At 45.6% G+C, this 21534-nt stretch carries 24 protein-coding genes; 21 read left to right on the forward strand and 3 right to left on the reverse strand.

Features of this window, described 5'->3' with window-relative positions:
- The first annotated feature begins 316 nt into the window (after window positions 1-316).
- Complete coding sequence (locus WCT25_01835; protein ID MFA6536155.1) at window positions 317-1483, forward strand: nucleoside 2-deoxyribosyltransferase domain-containing protein; 1167 nt, start codon at window positions 317-319, stop codon at window positions 1481-1483.
- Between the two features lie 49 nt (window positions 1484-1532).
- Here WCT25_01835 and WCT25_01840 read toward each other — a convergent pair whose 3' ends face one another.
- Window positions 1533-2189: a phosphoribosyltransferase family protein gene (locus WCT25_01840; protein ID MFA6536156.1), complete on the reverse strand. Its 657-nt coding sequence runs from the start codon at window positions 2187-2189 to the stop codon at window positions 1533-1535.
- A 212-nt stretch (window positions 2190-2401) separates the two neighbouring features.
- Here WCT25_01840 and pilM point away from each other — a divergent pair, with 212 nt between their 5' ends.
- The 17 genes from pilM (at window position 2402) to ligA (ending at window position 17489) form a co-directional block, all read left to right on the forward strand.
- A complete protein-coding gene (gene pilM / locus WCT25_01845) occupies window positions 2402-3511 on the forward strand; it encodes a type IV pilus assembly protein PilM (GenBank protein MFA6536157.1) in 1110 nt (369 codons plus the stop codon).
- A gap of 159 nt (window positions 3512-3670) precedes the next feature.
- Entirely contained in the window at window positions 3671-4285 is a 615-nt protein-coding gene (locus WCT25_01850; protein MFA6536158.1) for a hypothetical protein, read from the forward strand.
- A gap of 6 nt (window positions 4286-4291) precedes the next feature.
- Window positions 4292-4831, forward strand: coding sequence for a type 4a pilus biogenesis protein PilO (gene pilO / locus WCT25_01855; GenBank protein ID MFA6536159.1), 540 nt, complete (start codon window positions 4292-4294; stop codon window positions 4829-4831).
- On the forward strand, window positions 4832-5188 hold the full coding sequence (locus tag WCT25_01860) for a hypothetical protein (GenBank protein ID MFA6536160.1): 357 nt from the start codon (window positions 4832-4834) through the stop codon (window positions 5186-5188).
- A 51-nt stretch (window positions 5189-5239) separates the two neighbouring features.
- Window positions 5240-6997 carry an ATPase, T2SS/T4P/T4SS family gene (locus WCT25_01865; protein MFA6536161.1) on the forward strand — a complete coding sequence of 586 codons (1758 nt, stop codon included), beginning with the start codon at window positions 5240-5242 and terminating at the stop codon, window positions 6995-6997.
- A 35-nt stretch (window positions 6998-7032) separates the two neighbouring features.
- Entirely contained in the window at window positions 7033-7425 is a 393-nt protein-coding gene (locus tag WCT25_01870) for a response regulator (protein ID MFA6536162.1), read from the forward strand.
- A gap of 111 nt (window positions 7426-7536) precedes the next feature.
- Complete coding sequence (locus WCT25_01875) at window positions 7537-8601, forward strand: PilT/PilU family type 4a pilus ATPase (GenBank protein MFA6536163.1); 1065 nt, start codon at window positions 7537-7539, stop codon at window positions 8599-8601.
- 108 nt (window positions 8602-8709) lie between these two features.
- A complete protein-coding gene (locus tag WCT25_01880; GenBank protein MFA6536164.1) occupies window positions 8710-9924 on the forward strand; it encodes a type II secretion system F family protein in 1215 nt (404 codons plus the stop codon).
- 202 nt (window positions 9925-10126) lie between these two features.
- A complete protein-coding gene (locus WCT25_01885) occupies window positions 10127-10540 on the forward strand; it encodes a type II secretion system protein (GenBank protein ID MFA6536165.1) in 414 nt (137 codons plus the stop codon).
- 124 nt (window positions 10541-10664) lie between these two features.
- Window positions 10665-11195 carry a type II secretion system protein gene (locus WCT25_01890; protein MFA6536166.1) on the forward strand — a complete coding sequence of 177 codons (531 nt, stop codon included), beginning with the start codon at window positions 10665-10667 and terminating at the stop codon, window positions 11193-11195.
- A gap of 183 nt (window positions 11196-11378) precedes the next feature.
- The gene (locus WCT25_01895) at window positions 11379-12203 is read left to right on the forward strand and encodes a prepilin-type N-terminal cleavage/methylation domain-containing protein (protein MFA6536167.1); all 825 of its coding nucleotides are present in this window, start codon (window positions 11379-11381) and stop codon (window positions 12201-12203) included.
- 8 nt (window positions 12204-12211) lie between these two features.
- Complete coding sequence (locus WCT25_01900; protein ID MFA6536168.1) at window positions 12212-13018, forward strand: prepilin peptidase; 807 nt, start codon at window positions 12212-12214, stop codon at window positions 13016-13018.
- A gap of 9 nt (window positions 13019-13027) precedes the next feature.
- On the forward strand, window positions 13028-13660 hold the full coding sequence (locus WCT25_01905) for a prepilin-type N-terminal cleavage/methylation domain-containing protein (GenBank protein MFA6536169.1): 633 nt from the start codon (window positions 13028-13030) through the stop codon (window positions 13658-13660).
- Window positions 13661-13697: 37 nt separating this feature from the next.
- A complete protein-coding gene (locus WCT25_01910; protein ID MFA6536170.1) occupies window positions 13698-14243 on the forward strand; it encodes a type II secretion system protein in 546 nt (181 codons plus the stop codon).
- Window positions 14244-14255: 12 nt separating this feature from the next.
- Entirely contained in the window at window positions 14256-14840 is a 585-nt protein-coding gene (locus WCT25_01915) for a prepilin-type N-terminal cleavage/methylation domain-containing protein (GenBank protein ID MFA6536171.1), read from the forward strand.
- Between the two features lie 9 nt (window positions 14841-14849).
- Window positions 14850-15422: a hypothetical protein gene (locus WCT25_01920; GenBank protein ID MFA6536172.1), complete on the forward strand. Its 573-nt coding sequence runs from the start codon at window positions 14850-14852 to the stop codon at window positions 15420-15422.
- 45 nt (window positions 15423-15467) lie between these two features.
- On the forward strand, window positions 15468-17489 hold the full coding sequence (gene ligA / locus WCT25_01925; GenBank protein ID MFA6536173.1) for an NAD-dependent DNA ligase LigA: 2022 nt from the start codon (window positions 15468-15470) through the stop codon (window positions 17487-17489).
- Between the two features lie 51 nt (window positions 17490-17540).
- Here ligA and WCT25_01930 read toward each other — a convergent pair whose 3' ends face one another.
- The gene (locus WCT25_01930; GenBank protein ID MFA6536174.1) at window positions 17541-18062 is read right to left on the reverse strand and encodes a hypothetical protein; all 522 of its coding nucleotides are present in this window, start codon (window positions 18060-18062) and stop codon (window positions 17541-17543) included.
- A gap of 90 nt (window positions 18063-18152) precedes the next feature.
- On the opposite strand from WCT25_01930, the gene gatC reads away from it, so the two are divergent.
- From gatC to WCT25_01945, 3 genes are all read left to right on the forward strand, one after another.
- Window positions 18153-18431 (forward strand): Asp-tRNA(Asn)/Glu-tRNA(Gln) amidotransferase subunit GatC, encoded by a 279-nt coding sequence (gene gatC / locus WCT25_01935; GenBank protein ID MFA6536175.1) that lies wholly within the window; start codon window positions 18153-18155, stop codon window positions 18429-18431.
- Between the two features lie 146 nt (window positions 18432-18577).
- Window positions 18578-20023 (forward strand): Asp-tRNA(Asn)/Glu-tRNA(Gln) amidotransferase subunit GatA, encoded by a 1446-nt coding sequence (gene gatA / locus WCT25_01940; GenBank protein ID MFA6536176.1) that lies wholly within the window; start codon window positions 18578-18580, stop codon window positions 20021-20023.
- Between the two features lie 2 nt (window positions 20024-20025).
- On the forward strand, window positions 20026-20595 hold the full coding sequence (locus WCT25_01945; protein ID MFA6536177.1) for a hypothetical protein: 570 nt from the start codon (window positions 20026-20028) through the stop codon (window positions 20593-20595).
- Here the strand turns inward: WCT25_01945 and WCT25_01950 are convergent, their stop codons facing one another.
- On the reverse strand, window positions 20596-21285 hold the full coding sequence (locus WCT25_01950; protein MFA6536178.1) for a hypothetical protein: 690 nt from the start codon (window positions 21283-21285) through the stop codon (window positions 20596-20598). It abuts the gene before it with no gap.
- Window positions 21286-21534: the final 249 nt, after the last annotated feature.

Below are 21534 nucleotides of genomic sequence, written 5' to 3' on the forward strand. Positions count from 1 at the left end.
AATTTACCATTTTCGCAAAGCTCTCAAAACTTTTTTACCGTACTACAATTCAGAGAGAACCCACATGGGAATCAGTTACCAAACACCTCTGGAGGTGTTGCGAAGGTCTTGATTAGTTAACGGTAGTCAAGCATTTGTGTCCGGTACCCGTAGCTCATTTCCACCATTTGAGCCGTTGGAGGGCCACAAGCTCTTGAATTTTGCGCGCGCTTGACTATATCTATAAAGCATGCTTATATTGATACAGACCAACGAGGGCCATGCTTCTGCCTGTGCCCCATTTGCACCTCTAAAACTCAAGACTGAAAGGATAACAATGCAAGTCGTCTATGCCCTTCAAGACATCCCAAGGGCCATCACCAAAAGCATTTTCTTGGCCGGACCCAGTCCGCGAGAACAGAATCATCTGAACTGGCGACGCGAAGCTCTCGAAATTCTCGAGGAGCTGGGTTTCGACGGGACAGTTTTTTTGCCAATCACTGGAGACGGATTGTGGAAACACAGCTATGTCGACCAGATCGATTGGGAGACTACGACCCTCAACTTGGCCGATCAAATTGTTTTTTGGGTTCCGAGAGATTTGGAGACCTTGCCGGCTTTTACCACTAATGTGGAATGGGGGATCTGGTTTGATTCTGGCAAGGCAATTCTTGGTTTTCCCAAAGATGCGCCGAAGATGCGTTATCTCGAGCATCACGCCAAAGCTCAACAAGTGCCGATTTACGATAGCCTCGGCGACACCCTCAAAGAGGCCGTTTCTAGATTGGGCGCCGGTGCCGAGCGAATTGACGGCGAGCGAGAAGTTCCGCTCCACATTTGGAAGTTGCCTCATTTCCAAAATTGGTATCAGCAGTTGAAAGTGGCCGGAAATCGTTTGGACGGTGCCAAATTATTGTGGTCATTCCGAGTCGGTCCCAACAAAGGTTTCGCCTTTGCCTATGTTCTGCAAGTGAATGTCTATGTTGCGGCGGAGCAAAGGAACAAGGTGAACGAGTTTATCATCTCGCGACCTGACATTGCGACTGTCGTGGCCTACCATCCACGGGCGAATTTACTCGCCACGGAAGTGGTCATCGTTAAGGAGTTTAGATCGCCGGTTTGCACCGAAGACGGTTATGTTCGGGAAGTTCCCGGTGGCTCTTCGCTCAAACCGGGAGTCGACCCTCTTGAGACCATGGTTCACGAACTTAAGGAAGAGACTGGTCTCATCATCGATGACCCGACTCGAATTATGAAGATTGGAGCGCGACAAATCTATGGAACACTGCTTACGCACCGTGCCCATGTCTTTGCGGTCAAACTCAACGATGAGGAGTTGGAGTTTCTGAAGAGACAGGAAAGTGGCAAGGTGGTTCACGGTGTCGAGTCGGAAACCGAACGGACCTATGTCGAAGTTCATCGGCTCTGTGACTTAATCGACTGTGATTCGAAAGCTATCGATTGGGGTACCCTGGGCATGATCTTTGGAGCCCTGCTTGGATAGTGAAAGTTTCGCAAGCGCACGACCTTCAGGTACGGCGCTTTTTTAATTTTTAATGCGCGAGGGTGAAAGCGATGATGGACTTAGCGCCGGAGGCAAGGAGGGTACGGCGGGCTTCTTTCAGGGTGGCGCCAGTCGTTGAGACATCATCAATCAAAATTATATTTCGGCCACGAACCGCTTCCGGCCTGGCCACTTCAAAACAGTCCGCCAAATTTTTGAGTCTCTGCTCGCGCGAGATTTTGGTTTGTGGCGAAGTGTCTTTGGTTTTTATAAAACTTTTGGTATCAAGCATCAGTATTTTTTGCGAATCATTTTTTATAATTTCTTCTGCCAAAAGCTCCGACTGATTAAAACCGCGCTCCTGCCGGCGTTTCTTTGACAGCGGAATCGGTATCAAAAGGGGACTATTGAATTTTTCAAAAATTGATTTTTCGGCCAGTTCGGCAGTTATTTCTTCAGACAGAATTTTCCCCAAAAGCGAGGCGACTTTGGGGTTGCCGCGGTATTTTAGCTCCCAGATTGCTTGGCGTATAAGCGGAGTGTGATAATCAAAACAAGAATTAATGAAATCAGCTGGTGGCAAGAGGACTCTTGAAGCAATCTTTCGGAGTTCGATTGGACTGGTTGCTTCCAACTCGGCTACCAAGGGTTCCGGTGGAAATATAAAGGAAATTATTTGTCGTCCAATCGCAAGTAATTTTTCCATATCTAATAGTGTAGAGTATAAATAATCAATAACCAAGAAACAATAATCAAACAAGTAGAGAATAATGAGAGCAAATAACCAATAATCAATAAAGAATTTTCAGTCTGTTTGGTTATCGGTGTTTGTTATTTGGTGATTCATGTTTCATGATATACTTTACCTAAATCGCAAAATACATGGCGAATCCCTTTTCTAGTATCTTTGGCAAAATTATGAGTAGCGCCACCCCGTCGAGTGGCAGTGTTTTGGGAATTGACATTGGTTCCTCGGCTTTAAAAGTTGTGCAGTTGAAAAAGAAGGGCGGTCGAGCAATCCTCGAAACTTACGGCGAGCTCTCGCTCGGTCCCTATGGTGGAGTGGAAATCGGCCGAGCCACCAATCTCCAGGCTGGTAAGTTGGCAGAAGCTCTGGGTGATTTACTTAAAGAATCCAAAACCAGTACCAAAACAGCGGCGCTTTCAATCCCAGTCTCGGCCAGCTTGATTACTTTTATCACGATGCCGGCCGTTGGTGAGAAACAGTTGGCCCAAATGATTCCCATTGAAGCTCGCAAATATATTCCGGTGCCGATTTCCGAAGTTTCGCTTGATTGGCTGACCGTGCCACAAGAAGACCGGATTATTTCTGAAGATGAAGACGCCTCAATGCCTGGCTACTCTCAAACTGCCAAAGGCGAACGGGTAGAGGTGCTTTTGGTTGTTATTCATAATGAGGCGATTGCCCGCAACAAGGAAATTGTCAGCAACTTGTCACTCTCGGCCACTTTTTCTGAAATCGAGACTTTCAGCACGATTCGCGCCTCGCTTGATCAGGGGATTGCGCCGGTTTTGATTTGTGATTTGGGTGCGGCCTCGACCAAACTTTACATTGTTGAGCGCGGACTTTTGCGCAATTCGCACACCATCAATCGCGGGGCTCAAGATATCACCATCGCCATCTCAAAGTCTTTAGGCATCAGTATGGATGAGGCGGAAAATTTGAAAAGAGAGTATGGGCTGCTCCACACCGGTAATAGCCGAAATATTGGCGAGGCGACCAGGCTGACTCTCGATTATATTTTCGCCGAAGTCGGCCGAGTGATTTTGAATTTCCAAAAAAGGCACAATAAAAATATCGGGCGAATCGTACTTTCCGGCGGTGGCGCTTTGCTCAAAGGTTTGCGAGAAGTGGCCTCGGCCAATTTCCAAACTGAAGTGGAGTTGGCGAACCCTTTTGGCAAAGTGGAAGCGCCGGCTTTTCTAAATGATGTTTTGCGGACTGCCGGGCCGGAGTTTGCGACAGCTATTGGTCTGGCCATCCGCAAATTGCAGGAGTTAGGCTAAAAGTGGATAAGAATTGGCCGACAGTTAGCTTTTTCTGGGTTATAATAAGCATAATACAAATCTACAAATGGTATACCAATCTACAAATATGCGAATCAGATTATTCGTAGATTAGTGATTGGTAGATTTGGATTGGATTTGTAGATTGGTATTTTTTAAATGGAACCACAGTTTCAATCATCTTTTATACCGAAAAAGCCTCTGACCTCGGAAGGAGCGAGGGGGAAGAGTGGCGTCAATCTTTTTTTGATAATCGCCTTGGCAATCTTTGTTTTGGCGGCAGCCGGCTCGGCCGGAGTCTTTCTTGGTAATCGCTACTTATCGCAACAACTGGACAATGACAAAAAAGTTTTGGCGCACGACGAGGAAGCTTTTGACCCAAACACGGTTCGCCAGCTCATCAAGTTGTCGAATCGACTGATTGTGGCCAAGGGAATTTTGGGTAATCACATTGCGCCGTCCTCCATTTTTAGTCTTTTGGAAAAGCTCACCATTCAGAGCATTCGCTTTAAGAGCTTTGATTTTTCATTCTCCAACGAATCTGGCGCCAAATTGGCGATGCGCGGTCAGGCCGAAGGTTTCAACGCGATTGCCTTTCAAGCCGATGTCTTCGGCAAGAATCGTTTCGTGAAAAATCCGGTCTTGACTGACTTAACCCTTGAAAGAGACGGTACGGTATCATTCAATTTCACAAGCTCGCTTGACCCGGCCATTTTGGCCTATACCGGCGCGTCCAAGACTCTGGGCATGGTGAATATTTTTAACCAGCCTTAAAATCGTATGAAATTTATTTTTCCGACAATTTTAATTTTGGCTTCAATCGGCGCTTTCTTGGGCTATATTAATCCGCAGTATCAAACAGTTAAGGCTCTGATGGGCGAGCGGGCCGGTTATCAAGAAGCCTTGACCAACTCGCGGGCGCTGATGGCCAAGCGAGACGAATTGGTGTCGACCTACAACACGATTCCGGGTAGCAACATCAGTCGGCTGGAAGAATTGTTGCCGGATCATGTCGACAACGTCCGCTTGATTATGGACTTAAGCAGTATTGCCTCAAGATATGGTCTGACTCTCACCAATATCAAAAACATCCAGTCAAGTGAGGCGGCCAAAGGAGAGATTACGACCGACAGTAGTGGTATCGGCTCGGCTACGCTCAATTTTTCCGTAAGCGCGCCTTACTCGACCTTCCAAGCCTTTTTGGGCGATTTGGAAAAAAGTTTGCGCATCGTTGATGTAAGTTCCATTTCCTTCTCGGCCTCTGACGGCTCGCCGAATTACGACTTTAATATCGGTGTTAAAACCTATTGGTTAAAATAAATGAAAGGCATTAATAAAAAAGTTATTATCTTGGTGGTGCTTCTGGTTATCCTGGTGATTTTCATTTACGGATTCTTTTTTAAAGGAAGTTCAGGTACGACGAGTGGCACAGCCTTGGTTTCGAGCGTGGCCTTACAGAATTCGGCCAGCCAGCAGAATATTGTCGGTCGGGAACTTTTGGCCAGTTTAAACCAGCTTCGATCGCTTATTTTAGATACCTCAATTTTTAACGAGGCTTCGTTTAAAAGCTTGCAGAGCTTTAATGTTGAGTTGCAGCCGGAGATTACCGGGCGAGTCAATCCGTTCTTACCAATCGATTCAGCTGGGAGACAAAGCGCAACGACGACAAGACGCTAAGGTTAAATGGCGGACCTTTGGTTTGGCGCCAAATAATTCAAATAAATTTTTATGGGCGGGATAATCGATATCTTGGAAAAAAAGGGAGTTATTAAAGCGAGTGATGCCGCTTCGATTAAAGAGGAAATCAGGCTATCCGGAGAAAATCTGGATCGCGTGCTTTTGAAGCGCGGGGTGAGCGCCGAGAGGATTTTGGAAGCCAAGGGTGAATACTATAATGTTCCGATTCGCGATCTGGCCGGTGCTACTGTGCCATTCGCTGTGCTCAAGGTGGTGCCGGAAGAATCCGCTATTCACTATCGTTTGGCGCCACTTGGAATCAAGGATAATGTTTTGGAAATTGGCGTAGTTGACCCGGACAATATTGAGGCGCGCGATGCTTTGAATTTCATTTCATCTAAGGCCAACTTGCCATACAAAGTTTTCTTGATTTCCGAAGACGATTTTAAGTCGGTGGTTTCGATGTACAAAGGTCTTTCCGGTGAGGTGACCAAAGCTCTTTCGGAACTCGAGACCGAGCTTTCCGGCGATGATCTTGAAGAACTGCTTAATTCCAAAAAACCCGAGGATATTTCAGATGCGCCGAAAGCCGAGACTAGGATTATCGAGGATGCGCCGGTGACCAAGATTGTGGCTACAATTTTGCGTTATGCAACCGAGGGCAACGCTTCTGATATTCACATCGAGCCGGAAGGCGAGCGGGTGAGAGTGCGTTTCCGAGTCGATGGCGTCTTAAATACCAGCTTGGTTTTGCCGATTAAAGTTCATAATGCTGTGGTGGCGCGCATCAAAGTTTTGACCAAGACGATGAAGCTCGATGAAAAGCGAAAGCCACAGGACGGTAGTTTCGAGGCGCGAATCGATGGGCGGAAGATTGATTTTCGTGTTTCAACCTTTCCGACTTATTACGGCGAGAAATTGGTGATGCGAATTCTAGACCAGCAAAAAGGTGTTCAGAAGCTCGATGAAATGGGCCTGACCGAAACCAACTTGGCGATGCTGAAGCGCGCCCTGAAAAAACCTTATGGGATTATTTTAATCTCCGGTCCGACCGGATCCGGTAAATCGACTACACTTTATTCGATGCTAAATGAAATCAATCGCGAGGAGAAAAATGTCCTCTCACTCGAAGACCCGGTTGAATACAATATCTCGGGGGTCAGTCAATCACAGGTCAGACCGGATATCGGCTACACTTTTGCTAACGGCTTGCGTACCACTCTGCGTCAAGATCCAGATGTAATCATGGTGGGTGAAATTCGTGATAGTGAAACCGCCCAACTTGCAGTCCAGGCCGCACTTACTGGTCACTTGGTGCTCTCAACAATTCATGCCAACAATGCGACCGGCATTGTTCCGCGCCTCATTGATATGGGAGTGGACCCGTACCTCATCCCCCCGACTTTGATTTTGGGTATGGCCCAAAGATTGGTCCGCACTCTCTGTCCAGGTTCGGGTAAGCCGATTCCGGTTGAGGGTAGTGTGAGAATGATTGTCGATAAGGAGTTTGCCGATTTGCCACCAGAATTCAGGGCCAAACTGCCGATTGGGGACAAAGTCTACGAGATGGAACCGTCTCCAGAGTGTCCAAACGGCACTCGTGGCCGGACCGCAGTCTTTGAGGCTTTCGAAATGAGCAAGGAGGTGGAAAACATGATTCTAAAAAGCCCGGTAGAATCGGAGATTTTTAAAGCTGTTAGGGCCAAAGGCATGGTGACAATGCGAGGCGACGCCATTCTAAAGGCCTTTAAACGGGAAGTGCCATTTTCCGAGATCAATTCACTTACTATTGATAATCTCGACCTCTAGTTTTTTTACTTAACTATAAGTGCTATAATTTCCCTATGACCAACCGTAGCTTAAAAGTTTTAATCATCGACGACGACAAGTTTCTCCTTAATATGTATGCCCTGAAATTCAAGAAATCGGGGCTTGAAGTTAATGTGGCGACCGGTGGCAATGAGGCTATGCGGATAATTAAAGACGGCTTCATGCCGGATATTATTCTTTTGGACATCGTGATGCCGGTGATGGATGGTTTGGAGCTGTTGAAAAATATCAAAGAGCAGAAATTGGCGCCGAACGCTGTGATCATCATGCTTACCAATCAGGGTCAACCAACCGACATCAAGAAGGCTCAAGACTTGGGCATCGAGGGATACATCGTTAAAGCCACCACGATTCCTTCAGAAGTTTTGGACGAGGCGCTCAAGATTTATAAGGCGAATCGGGGGTAATTAACACGACACGAATTACGAATTAGCTCGAATGACACTAATGAAGAAAACAGATTCCAAGTTCCATTCGTGTAATTCGCATGCATTCGTGGATTAGTGTCGCATTGTCATATGGATTACAAAAAAGAATTGGCAGAACTTTTGGGGACAGTAATGTCGGAAGGCGGGTCGGATTTGCATTTGTCGGAAAATCGCCAGCCAACAATTCGTGTTTCTGGTGCTCTAATTCCGCTTCTGCGTAAAGAAAAGCTAGCCAAAGCCGATGTGAAGGGTTTGGTTAAAGAGCTTTTGTTGCCGGAAAATTTCGAGAAATTTTTTGCCGAGAAGGAAATTGACTTCTCCTATGACTTTGAAGGCAAAGCCCGTTTTCGTGGCAACTGCTTTTTTCAGCAGGGCGCGGTGAGTATCGTTCTGCGTCTAATCCCAAAGCAAATCAGGACTTTTCAAGAATTGAATTTGCCGCCAATTCTCGAGACATTTTCTCAAAAGCAACAAGGCTTTTTCTTAGTAGTTGGCCCGGTTGGTCAAGGTAAATCAACCACGCTAGCCGCTTTGATTGAAAAGATTAATCAAGACCGAGCCGAGCACATCATCACCATTGAAGACCCCATTGAATATGTTTATGAGCCGAAGAAATCAATCGTTGACCAACGAGAAGTGCGTAGTGATACGGCCGACTTTGGCACGGCACTCCGAAGCGTTTTCCGCGAAGATGTGAATGTGCTTTTGATTGGAGAAATGCGCAATGCCGAGACAATTTCCACGGCTGTGACGGCGGCCGAGACCGGCCACTTGGTGCTTTCAACCTTGCACACCAATACCGCTGCGCAGACTGTTGACCGCATCATCGACTCTTTTCCGGCCGAGCAACAAAATCAAATCAAAAACCAACTGGCCGGTAGTTTGATTGGTATCTTTTCCCAGCGCCTAATTCCAAGAATTTCTGGCGGGTTGATTCCGGCCTATGAATTGCTCATCAACAACAGCGCGATTGCCAACTTAATCCGTGAGTCTCGAGTCCACGAAATCAATACTGTCATTGAGACCAGTTTAGGGGAGGGAATGATTGACATGAACCGCTCGCTCATGGAATTGGTGAGAGCCGGCGAGATTACTGTTGAGAATGCTTATCAATATTCGCCGAATCCTAAGATTTTGAGTAAGCTTGTTTCATAAAATACCAATCTACGAATTTTACACCAATCAACTAATATCCGAATGAAAGTCCTAATTATTTGTTATCTGTAGATTGGAATGAGATTTGTAGATTAGTATTAAAATACTATGTTATTTAATTACAAAGCTTTAGACAATAAGACGGGGCAGGAATCGACTGGTGGAATCGACGCCGTGACCGTGGATGTTGCCATTTCTTCGCTCCAAAATCGTGGCCTAACCATTTCCGAAATCCATCCAGCCGAGGAAAAAGGCTCGCTATTGGCCATGGGGAGTATGAAGTTTTTCGAGCGGGTCAATAATCGCGACATAGTCATTCTCTCCAGACAAATTGCCACACTTTTCGGCGCCCAGATTTCAGCCCTCCGAGTTTTTAAACTTTTGTCGGCTGAAGTTGAAAATCATGTTTTGTCAGAAGCGCTTTCTGATGTGGCCAACGATATTCAAGGTGGTAGCACTATCTCTCGGGCCTTGGGAAAACACCCAAAAATTTTCTCTGAATTTTATGTGAACATGGTCAAGTCGGGTGAAGAGTCGGGCAAACTCGATCAGACCTTTTTATACTTGGCCGAATACTTGGATCGCAGTTATGAGATCAGCTCCAAGGCTCGGAACGCCCTGATTTACCCGGCCTTCGTCGTGGTGACCTTTATTGTTGTTATGATTTTGATGCTCACGATGGTGATTCCGAAGGTAAGCGCGATTTTGAAAGAATCCGGCCAAGCTTTGCCGATTTATACTCAAATCGTTCTTGGCATCAGCAATTTCTTTGTTGACTATGGCTTTTTACTTCTCATTCTGTTGGCTATCGGCGGTATTTTCTTATGGCGTTACGGCCGAACTCCGGCCGGCAAGCTGGCTTTTGCCAGCGTAAAAATTTCCATTCCGGCTTTAAAAAATCTTTACATCAAGCTGTATCTCTCCAGGATTGCCGACAACATGAACACTATGCTTACCAGCGGTATTTCCATGATTCGCGCCCTCGAATTGACTGGGGCGGTTGTCGATAATGAAGTTTATCGGCAAATTTTAAATGAGGCCTCGGTCGCGGTGAAAGGTGGCAGTTCGGTTTCAGATGCGTTGAGCAAACATGAGGAAATCCCGGGTATTATGGTGGCGATGATTAAAATTGGCGAGGAAACCGGCGAATTAGGTTCAATCTTGAAGACTTTGGCCACTTTCTACATTCGCGAAGTCAATAACGCGGTGGATACTTTAGTAGGGCTCATTGAGCCGACTATGGTGGTGGCGCTCGGTCTTGGGGTCGGCGTATTGCTATCCTCCGTTTTGATTCCAATCTACAATATTTCTTCCAGCTTCTAGGCCACCGTCTGCGGTTCGTCGCGTTATCCACAAGGGTGTTCTCTCTAGCTGACAAGCTTGCTATAATACTGAATGTGGAATAAAACCTCGATTGCGAGGCTAAACAGGTCGAAGTTCCCTGAAATCTGCGCGAATTTCAGATTTTCGCAGTTGTCAGGGAAAGTAATTATTAAAAATAGTTAGTTATTAATTAATTTAAATTATGAAGAAAAATAAAGGTTTTACATTGATTGAACTTTTGGTTGTTATTGCGATTATCGGTATTCTTTCGTCGGTTGTCTTGGCTTCTCTTAACACCGCTCGAGATAAGGGTAATGATGCTGCGGTCAAATCAAACTTGACCACCGTCCGAACCCAAGCTGAATTGTGGTACGATGATCACACCAACAGCTATACGGGGATGTGTGAGGCCGATCCGATTTTGGGCGCAATTAATGCCGCCAGAACCTCTGGAGGTAACGATGCGACCTGCGTCGTTGCTACTGATGGTAATAGCTGGGGAGCTGAAGCTCAGTTGAAGGCCAGTACCAACTTTTATTGCGTGGATAGCACCGGTAAGAGTACCACTACCGCCGCAACATCAGGACTCGCAGCTGCCACTCCGTTGTGTGACTAGTTTTCTAATTTAAGGAAAACAATCAAAAACCACCCGGCCTAAAACTGAAAAGTTCGGCCAGGGTGGTTTTTGATTTGGGGACAAGTTGTTTGGTCTCATTCTAGATATGCGCTAAGATGGACCTATGAAAAACAAAACCACCCACTACCCACTACCCACTACCCACTATTCTGGCTTTACGCTCATCGAGCTTATCGTGGTCATCGCTATTATCGGAATTCTTTCGTCGGTCGCGATGGGATTTCTTGGCGATTCTAAGATTAAAGCGCGCGACGGGAAAAGGCTGGCTGACCTCAAGCAGATTCAACTCGCTTTGGAGCTCTATCACGATGTTTATCGAACTTATCCGGTGACTTTGGACAAATTGATCCCACCAAATAACAGTTTCTTGCCTGAAGTCCCAGTTGATCCTGATAAACAAAGTTATATTTATGTGCCGATTGGTAGCTCTGCCGGCATTACTCCACAATGCGGTTCGTATCATCTCGGCACTTACTTAGAGAAGGCCGGTAGTAGCTACTTAAAAGTTGACCGAGACGCCACTTCCAGGAGTAGTTGTGATTCAACCAAGACTGATTTTGCCGGTAATTCCAACAAATGTGTCGCTGGGGCGGCAGAGGCTAATCCGGAGAATTGTTATGATGTGACACCCTGAAGAAGTTAGTAGCCCCGACGCTTTGTCTCACAAAGGTTGGGGTCCCGACTTCTGGCGTCGGGATGGGGTAGTGAGTAGTTAAAGATAAGATTTAAGAGCCCGAGGTCGCGCGGCGCGACCTCGGGCTTTGTTCTTGTTCGATTAGGTTTTTGAGCTTAAAAAGGTTAAAATTATTTCAACCTTATGTCGGTGTATTTACTCCAATTGGAAAGAGAGCGAGCGAAGATCAGAAGCCATGTCGCCCGCTTTGATGCCCATGTTCACGAAAAACAGGGTGGAGGTTTTACTTTTATTGAACTTTTGATTTCGATTACCATCATTGGAATTTTTTCGACTATCGTTCTGGGTACTATCAATTCAGCGCGTCTGAAGGGGCGCGACTCGGCCATTAAGGAACAATTTCACAGTGTTCGAACCCAGGTCTCTCTTTATCAAATTGATAATGGCAATTATGGCACGGCCAATAACACCGGAGGTGGCGCCAGTTGTTCCGCTTCCGGGTCGGTATTTGTGAGCACGAAGATCGCGGAGCTCTTGGCCTCAGTCCAAAACGCTTCTGGCGGGTCAGCAATTTGTGCTTCTGACCGCAGTAAGTGGGTCGCGTCTGTGCCACTTGCGACCGATGCTACCAAGTCCTGGTGTACCGATTCCGCGGGTTTTGCCGGTCAGGGTTATGCTGACACAACCTCAACGGCAATCAAATGTGTGGCGACCGATCCGGGCGGTGGAGGTGATACCACTGATTCTGATGGCGACGGTCTCACCAATACCGCCGAAACCACTATCCATAACACTAACCCAAATTTGAGCGATACCGACGGCGACAATCTGTCCGATGGCGCCGAGGTGAATACTTATCACACCGACCCTACTCTCATGGATACCGACGGCGACGGTTTTTATGACGGGGTCGAGGTCTTAACTTTCGGCACCGATCCGCTTGATCCGAACAGTTACCCTCAAGGCGATCCGCCTTTCGGCAGTGATAATTACAGTAGTAATAATTAACCGACACAATGAATTATCTAGTTGGCACAGCTTTTTTCCTGCTTGGTCTAATCATTGGCAGTTTTCTCAATGTCCTGATTTTGCGATATCGCACCGGCCGGACCGTGCTTGGTCGGTCCGCCTGTTTCTCCTGTGGGACGACTCTCATTTGGCAAGATCTGGTTCCGGTTTTCAGTTTTTTAGCAATTGGGGGTAAGTGTCGAAGTTGCGGTAGCAAAATTTCAATCCAGTATCCACTAGTCGAGTTCCTGACCGGCTTAATTTTTTTGGCAGTGTTTTGGCAGGTTGGTCTTAGGTTTGGTTTGGAGTCGCTGTTCTATCTGATTTATTACCTAATCATTTGGAGCCTGTTGATTGTAATTTTGGTCTACGATCTAAGGCATAAAATTATTCCCGACGGTTTCGTTTACACTTTTGCGATTTTGGCGTTGGTTAATTTTCTGGCCATTACACCATTTGAACAGCTATCACAGTCTTCCGGACTTTGGGAGCTTTTGGCCGGTCCGATTTTGTTCCTGCCTTTCTTTTTGGTTTGGTCGCTGTCGCGTGGCCGACTGATGGGTTTGGGAGATGGTAAATTGGCCTTGGGTATCGGCTGGATGCTGGGACTTGCCAAGGGTGGCACAGCAATTATTTTGGGTTTTTGGGTTGGAGCAGTAGTAAGCATCATTTTGCTCATTCTCTCCAAACTCGGTTTGTCTTTGGGTGGTAAACCGCTTACAATTAAAAGTGAAGTCCCGTTTGCGCCCTTTCTAATTCTTGGAATTTTGATTGTCTTTCTAACCGGATTTAACCTATTTGCAATCGGACTTTGAAATATGGATATGCGAAAAACTACTCACTACTCACTACCCACTAATCACTCTTCCGGGTTCAGTCTCATCGAGCTTTTAGTGGTCTTGGCCATTTTTTCTGTCATTACTGCCGTGGTGTTGGTACAAGGCAACCGTTTTGATAGCTCGATTTTGTTAACTAATTTGGCTTACGAGACGGCGCTTACTGTCCGTGAGGCCCAAGTGTACGGTATCAGTGTTAAGGGTGAAACCAGCGCTTCAGCACTGGCGTTCCAGCATGCCTACGGAGTGTATCTCAACACTCTTGATGATAAGTCGATTACCTCGTTTGCGGACCGGAATGATAATCAAGTCTACGATTCTGGCGACAATGCCTGTGGCGGAGGAAGTAGTGAATGCTTGGATATTCTTAAAATGAGTCGCGGTAATCATCTCGGCAAGATTTGTGCCATTTCAACCGGCGTTTCGGCCACCGAATTTTGTAGCGACACTAACGGCTCATTCAATGATTTGAGCATTACTTTCAAAAGACCCAATCCGGATGCGGTTATTAAAAATGGTCTAGGTACTTATCAAAACGCCTCGATTTATCTAACCTCGGCTGATGGCTTGGGAACCAGAGTTTTAAAAATTGAATCAACCGGCCAAATATCCATTGAATAGGTATAGAGTATAAGGTATATGGTATAGAAAAAAGAAAATGAAACTTCCAAAATCAAAAACTACTCACTACTCACTACCCACTAATCACTCTTCCGGGTTTACCCTCGTCGAAACTATCGTGGCAGTTTTCATTTTTACAATTGTGATGACTGTGGCGGCCGGCGCGATCCTGAATATCATCAGTGTCAGTCGGAAAGCCCAGTCGCTAAGCTCGGTAATCAATAATCTGAATTTGGCGATTGATACGATGTCTCGCGATATCAGATTCGGTACCGAATATGTCGGCAACCGCTGTGTCGATTCGATTTGTCAGGAGATTCGATTCGTCAACAAAGACGGTGCGGAGACTTCTTATTATTCGGATAATAAGCAACTTTTTAAAAAAACCACAGTCTCCGGTGCGGTCAATACTTCTGTGGTGACGGCCAAGGAGGTTCTTCTGGAGAGGATGGATTTCTATCTGACCGATGCGACCGGCTTGATCCCCAGAGTTCTATTTGTCGGCAAAGGGGAAGTGGTAAGTAAAGGGGTGGTCCTGTCATCTTTTGATATTCAAACGACGGTCACTCACCGCACTATTTAACATAAACTAAACATGCTAAAAACTACTCACTACTCACTACTCACTACGCACTCTACAGGCTTCACTCTGATTGAGACCTTGGCGGCCGTGTCGATTTTGATGATTGCGGTCGCCGGTCCGCTAACTCTGGCCAATCGCTCCCTTAGCTCATCAATCTTTGCTAAGCAACAATTGACAGCTTCGCTTCTGGCCCAAGACTTGGCCGAGTATGTGGTGGCTGGGCGGGGTGCTAATGCCGGAAAATCCGACACGGCCTGGTTGGGCAATTTGAGTCAGTGTACCGAAGCTGACCCCTGTGGTCTCGACACTCTTAAAGGTTTTGATGTCAGTGGCAATTCTCAAGGTATGGTCCAGTGCTCAGCGCCGGATTTTGAAAGTTGCCGTCTGACTTTCAGCTCGACGAGTGGCACTTATGGTCACGACTTGTCGATGCCGGGTAACGGCATTAACAAGTCGTCTTTCGTCCGAACTTTTGCCTTATCTTCGATTAACGATCGGGAAGCCCAAATACTTGTGAAGGTCTTGTGGGATCAGGGTATTACCAGAAGGAGTATCATTTTACGCACCAGCCTTTTCAACCTGTTCAAGGAAATTTAAATTTGTCTTATGACCTCCAAACTTTCAAACTTCCAAACTTCAAAACTAATAACACGCGCCTCGCGTCGTTCCGGTTTTACCATGCTCTTTGCTGTTTTGATTTCAGGTGTTTTGATGGCGATCGGAATTTCAATTTTCAATATCTCAATCAAAGAAGTTCGCTTGTCGTCGACGGCGCGCGATTCCAATCTGGCTTTTTACGCTTCTGACACTGGCCGAGAGTGCGCTATTTACTGGGATATGGCCGCCAAGAAGAAACTGAACGGCACTGACGCCTACGGTTTTGCCACTTCCACCGACAATAGCGTGGCGATTATTTCTGCGGACCAGTTTAGTTGCGGTGGCCAAATTAAAGATTTTCAGATTACTGTTCGGACCAGTGATAAGGCGACCACCAAATTTACAATTCAGCTTGGGGGTGATTTCGATCTGCCTTACTGTGCTGATGTGGCCGTCACTAAGGTCAAAAATTATGATACTGACACTTTTGATACCAATATCTCCGCCCAAGGCCACAACACCTGTGATTTGACCAATCCGGTAATAATCGAGCGAGGCACAGAAGCCAATTATTCCCAGTAGTCGACCGGGTGCCAACCAGATTTTTTTCGGTTATGATAGAAGCTAATGGCAGACAAAATTCCTAAGGAGATAAAAGACCGCTTAAATAAGCTTAAAGAGGCGATTGAGAGACATCGCTACAATTATCATGTCCTGGACAAGGAAGAGATTTCCGAGGCCGCTTTGGATTCTTTAAAGCGTGAATTGGTTGAGCTTGAGGCCAAATATCCGGAACTTTTGACTCCCGATTCACCTTCGCAAAGAGTGGCCGGCAAGCCCTTGCCAGAATTTAAAAAGTTTACTCATATCGTACCGCAGTGGTCTTTGGGCGATGCTTTTACGATTGAGGATATTAAAGATTTTGACGCGCGAGTCAAAAGATTTTTGAAGGCCGAATATGGCAAAGAGATAATTCCTGGCTATACCTGTGAACTGAAGATCGATGGACTGAAAGTGGTTTTCCATTACGAAAATGGCAGTTTGGTCCGCGGTGTGACTCGGGGCGACGGGGTAGTGGGCGAAGATGTGACGCAGAATGTGAGGACGATTGAGTCATTGCCTCTGAAACTTCACCGACCGATTGATTTGATAGTCGAAGGTGAGGTCTGGATGAGTAAAACTAATTTTAAGAAGCTAAACGAAGCCCGCAAGAAGGCCGGCGAAGAACTTTTCGCCAACCCACGCAATGTCACTGCCGGTTCAATCCGTCAGCTTGATCCCAAGATTGCCGCTTCTCGCAGACTTGATACTTTTGTTTACGATATTGACCGAATCAGCGTAGATTTACCCAAAACTCAGATTGAAGAATTAAAATTGCTTCAAGACCTAGGATTCAAAGTTAATAAGAATTTTCGAAAGTGCGCGACCATCGAAGAAGTTGTGGCCTATTGGCAGGAATGGCAAAAGAAAGCGCCAAAAGAGAATCACTTGGTTGACGGCATCGTGGTCAAAGTCAGTGAAAGAGAATATCAAGAAAAGCTCGGTTATACCGGCAAGTCGCCCCGTTTCGCCATCGCCTTCAAATTTCCGGCTGAGCAGGTGACCACAATCGTCGAGGATATTGTCTTCCAAGTTGGCAGGACCGGTGTGGTGACTCCGGTCGCTCATTTGAAGCCGGTACTGGTCGCAGGCTCAACGGTCTCCCGGGCCACACTTCACAACGAAGATGAAATCAAACGCTTGGATATCAGGATTGGGGATACCGTTATTTTGCAAAAGGCTGGTGATGTAATTCCCGATATTGTGAAAGTTCTGACTGAATTGAGGACAGGTAAAGAAAAACCTTTCAAATGGCCGACTCAAATTTCGGCCTGTGGAGGAGATGGTAAGATTGAGCGAATCCCGGGGCAGGCCGCTTGGCGTTGTGTTAATAAAAATTCTTTTGCTCAAGAGAAGCGCAGGTTTTATCATTTTGTTTCTAAAAAAGCTTTTGATGTGGCAGATTTGGGTCCGAAGATTATCGACTTGCTTCTGGAGAATAATTTGATTTCAACTTTTGATGACATTTTTACTGTGACGAGAGGCGATTTGTTGGCTTTGCCTCGTTTTGCTGAAAAGTCGGCTGATAATCTTATTTCTGCCATTGAAAAAGCGCGCTCGCCGGAGCTCGCGCGTTTCCTCGTCTCACTCTCAATCCCTCAGGTCGGTGAAGAAACAGCTTATGACGTGGCTGAGCATTTTAAAACGATTGAAAAAATTCGTAATGCCAAGTTTGAAGATTTTGATAATCTCGACGGAGTTGGCCCGGTTGTCGCCAAGGCGCTTTTTGATTGGTTTCAGGATAAAGACAATTTGAAACTGCTTGACCGTCTGCTCAAACAAGTGAAAATTAAAAAAGTCGAGACCGTTTCTGCCACCGCCCGCCCTCTCGCCGGCAAAACTTTCGTGCTCACCGGTACCATGCCAAACCTTTCCCGTGATGAAGCTTCCTCACGAATCCGCCGGGCAGGTGGCGATGTCTCAAGCTCCGTCTCCAAAGCGACTGATTATGTCGTCGCGGGGGAGAATGCCGGTTCGAAACTCGATAAGGCCAACGAATTGGGTATAAAAATACTCTCTGAGTCGGAATTTTTGACTCTTTTAAAATAATTTCTCAAATTGTATAAGGAGATAGTTTGTAGGGCGCACCGAAAGCATAAGTCAGAAATTAATCGGTGTTAAGTCTGTACAACTGTATTTATTGATTCCAAATTGTTCTAAGTTTGAAAATATTGTCCTTGAAGTTGAGGCTATGTTTGCAAGGTATTCTTTTTCGTAACGAGTAGCTTCACTGTTGCCGCTGATGGTTACTACAAATGGTTTATAAAATTGGCCCTGGTCTAGTTGTTTATTCACAAAGGACATATTGTGTATCATTGTTAGAACGGAACTTTTGTCCCCGTGTCTTGATAAATAATTTACAGCCCTATCCATATCGTTTGTATATACTTCAGTCAAGTATCTTGCCAGTACATTCTCATTTTCTGCCGGTCCAAGTGAAAAGTGTTTTGCGGTTCTCCAGTTTAAGCAGGAAGTAATCTTAACAGTTTTATTGGCAGATAAATCTTGGTTGTAATATTGCATTACGGCAATCATAACTCCAAATGCGGCAATAAATGGTCCCCATTTACCGAGGAACTCATTAATTTTTGCTAAATAATTTTCTTTGTCTGCTTCTTTCATTTGATTGATTATTTAATGCTAATGCTATCATCTTCACTTACAAAGTAAATCGCTTCAAAAAAGGCTGATTTTAGGGTATTATTTAAGCCTATGGATGAAGCGGGAATAGAGAAATTGGCCAAATTGGCCCGGTTGAAGCTTTCGACCGAAGAGAAGAAGAAATTCGCCAAGGAAATTGGCGCGATTTTGGAATATGTCGGCCAGATCAAGGAGGCTGGGGCAGAAACGGCCGAAAGGAAAATTCCTGATTTGAGAAATGTCATGAGGGCCGATGATGCATCTCACGAAAGCGGAATTCATACCGAAGACCTGCTTAATTCAGCGCCGGAGAGAGAAGGGCAGTACATTAAAGTGAAAAAAATTCTCTAAGCACCAAATGACAAATTACAAGTTCCAAATAAATTCCAAGCATCAAATCAATAATAAGTTACCTTGTAATTTTGAATTTATAATTTGATTATTATTTGGAACTTGAATATTAGAATTTGAAATTTTAAATAACTGTCGGTTTGAACATGATTAACCTAAAAGAACTAACAATCAAGAAGGCTAGAAAGCATTTAGACGATGGTGATTTCACTGCGGTTGATTTGGCCAAAGCTTATTTGAAAGAAATTGAAGCTAAAAACAAAGAGCTCAATGTTTACTTGGAAGTGTTTTCTGATGTTTTGGAGCAAGCCACAGAAGCTGACCGACAACTTCAAAACTTCAAAACTTCAAAACTTGAAACTCCGGCTCTGCTCGGTATTCCTCTTGCGATTAAGGATAATATTTTAATCAAAGGCAGAAAGGCCGGTTCAGCTTCAAAGATTCTTGAAGGTTATGTCGCAACCTATGACGCGACTGCAATTAAAAAATTGAAAGAGGCGGGAGCGATTTTCTTAGGCCGAGTAAACATGGACGAGTTTGCCATGGGTGGTTCGACTGAAAATTCAGCTTACGGTCCGACCAGAAATCCTCACGATTCGGGAAGGGTGGCCGGTGGCTCTTCCGGTGGTTCAGCGGCGGCGGTAGCGGCCAATCTGGCCCTTGGCGCGCTTGGATCTGACACGGGTGGCTCGGTACGACAGCCAGCAAGCTTCTGCGGGGTAGTGGGTTTGAAACCCACCTACGGCTCAGTTTCTCGATCAGGACTCATGGCCATGGCCTCATCGCTTGATGTCATCGGTCCGGTTGCCAAAACCGCCGAGGATGCGGAAATAATTTTTAATGTTATCAAAGGAAAAGATCCGCTCGACAGCACTTCTTCTAATTTCTCAACTTCTCAACTTCCTAACTTCTCAACTTCTAAACTAACTATCGGGATTCCGGAAGAGATTTTAAAAATTGAGGGTTTGTCTCAGTCTGTGAGAGAAGTTCTTGATTCTGCCAAAGCTAAATTCGAGTCACTGGGTTTCAAAATCAAACCGGTTTCTTTGCCAAAAATAAAATATTCGCTTTCGGCCTATTACATTATTGTGCCGGCCGAAGTTTCTTCCAACATGGCGCGTTTTGACGGCGTGAAATACGGAGCCAAAGTCCCGGGCGCTGATCTTCTGGAGGACTATCTTAAAACTCGGGGAGAGCTTTTGGGTCCGGAAGTTCGAAGGCGAATTATTATCGGCACCTATGTGCTTTCTTCCGGCTATTATGACGCTTATTATCACAAAGCCAATGTGGTTCGTGGTTTTATCGCGGATGATTTTGCCAACGCCTTTAAGGATGTCGATTTGATTTTGATGCCAACGGCCCCATCACCAGCCTTCAAAATCGGGGAGAAGGCTGCCAATCCTCTAGAGCTTTATCTGGAGGATGTCTTCACGGTTCCAGCCAATCTGGTTGGTCTACCGGCGATTTCCATTCCGGCCGGTTTCGCGGAGGCAGATGGCAAAAAGTTGCCGGTGGGGATTCAGCTCATTGCTCCAAAGGGCGGTGAGGGAGTAATATTTAAAGCAAGTAGGGAGTTCTTGAGTGAAAAATAATTATGGACGCCAGATTTTTAAATCTTGAATATTTTTTCCGGGCCATTTATGACGCTCTGCGCCATCTGACTTTTACCGGAATTTTGGATTACCTCTCGAATATTTTGGCGATTATTACACCTTACTCGATTATGATTTCAGTCCTGCTTCTGGTCGGGATTGTTTACTGCTTAATGCGAATCAAACAGTTGCGTGAGGCCGAGGAAGAACAGTTTGCTCAAAACAAGGAGGCGGCGGCTGAGGCCAAGTCGGAAATGGTCAATAAGAAATGGCAAAGAGTTTTGGAACACATCGGTTCGGCCAATCCGGGGGATTGGCGTTTGGCGATTATGGAAGCTGACATTATGCTTGATGAACTTTTGGAAAAATTGGGCTATCAAGGTGATGGGATTGGCGAGAAATTAAAGAGTGTTGAGAAGAGTGATTTTACCTCAATTGATCAGGCTTGGGAGGCACATAAGGTCAGGAATCAGATTGCGCACGAAGGCTCGGAATTCCAGTTGAGTGAACGCGAGGCCAAGAGGGTAGTCAGTCTTTTCGAAGCAGTCTTCAAAGAGTTTAAGTTTGTGTAGCTAAAATTTTTCAACATGTTTCCGAAAGGCCGAGATAGAACCCAACACTTCTCTTCTTAAATCTGTGCCCAGTCTGACTTTGACTCTCAAAGTCCCAAGGTAGTTTTCGTTGTTTCCATATACCTTTTTTATGGGGGTTTTAATTAGGCTCGGCTTGGTAAATTGTGTTTCTGGTATGCCTAAAATCCTCGACCATTTCGAAGTTATCTGCTCGAGCCTTTTTTCGTGTACTCTGTTTATGCTGATACGCAATATCAGTCTGTGCTTGTCGATTGAGTGTGTCGTCTGTAGCCAAACGAGTATAATTTTAATTATGTCGGGATCGCTGTTGGTGATCCCAAATTCCTCGTTGCCTTTTTTATATCCTTCCGCCCAATATAGTGCCAAACCTATCATGTTTAAGTCACGCTTAGTTATCTGACCGATCTTGTTGAACCCAGTTTTCGTAAGACTGGCAATTTTTTGCAGCCGATTTCTTCTAAGTCTTTCAGTGTGGGCGGACAGGCCTCTTAAGCCACTTATTTTAAGCCTGTTCTTTATCTCGGTTTTTTGTTTTTGTGTAAGTGTAATATCTCTACACCAATAACTGACCGTCGTCTTGTTTGCCGATAGCAATAATGATATCTCGGTTATTGTTTTTCCAGCTTTTCTTAGAGATCTTGCTTCTTCTTTTTTCTTAATTTGTGCCATGGTGCTTAGGCAATTGTACCGTACTCGTAATTACAGTGCTTGCTAGCGGCCGTCTTTTGGGTTATCCTTTACCTTGCAGAGAATATCGCGGGGTAGAGCAGCGGTAGCTCGTCAGGCTCAATTGGGCTCACATATGTAGTAATGCTATGTGGAATATCTATCAAACTCGGTGAAACTTTACCTGCCTGTGGCAGCTAGCAATACCGAGCCAAGCCCTGAAATATCAGGGAAGGTGTAGAGACTAGACGG

Source organism: Candidatus Paceibacterota bacterium (genome assembly GCA_041666545.1).
Lineage (GTDB): Bacteria > Patescibacteriota > Minisyncoccia > Phycocordibacterales > JBAYGS01 > JBAYGS01.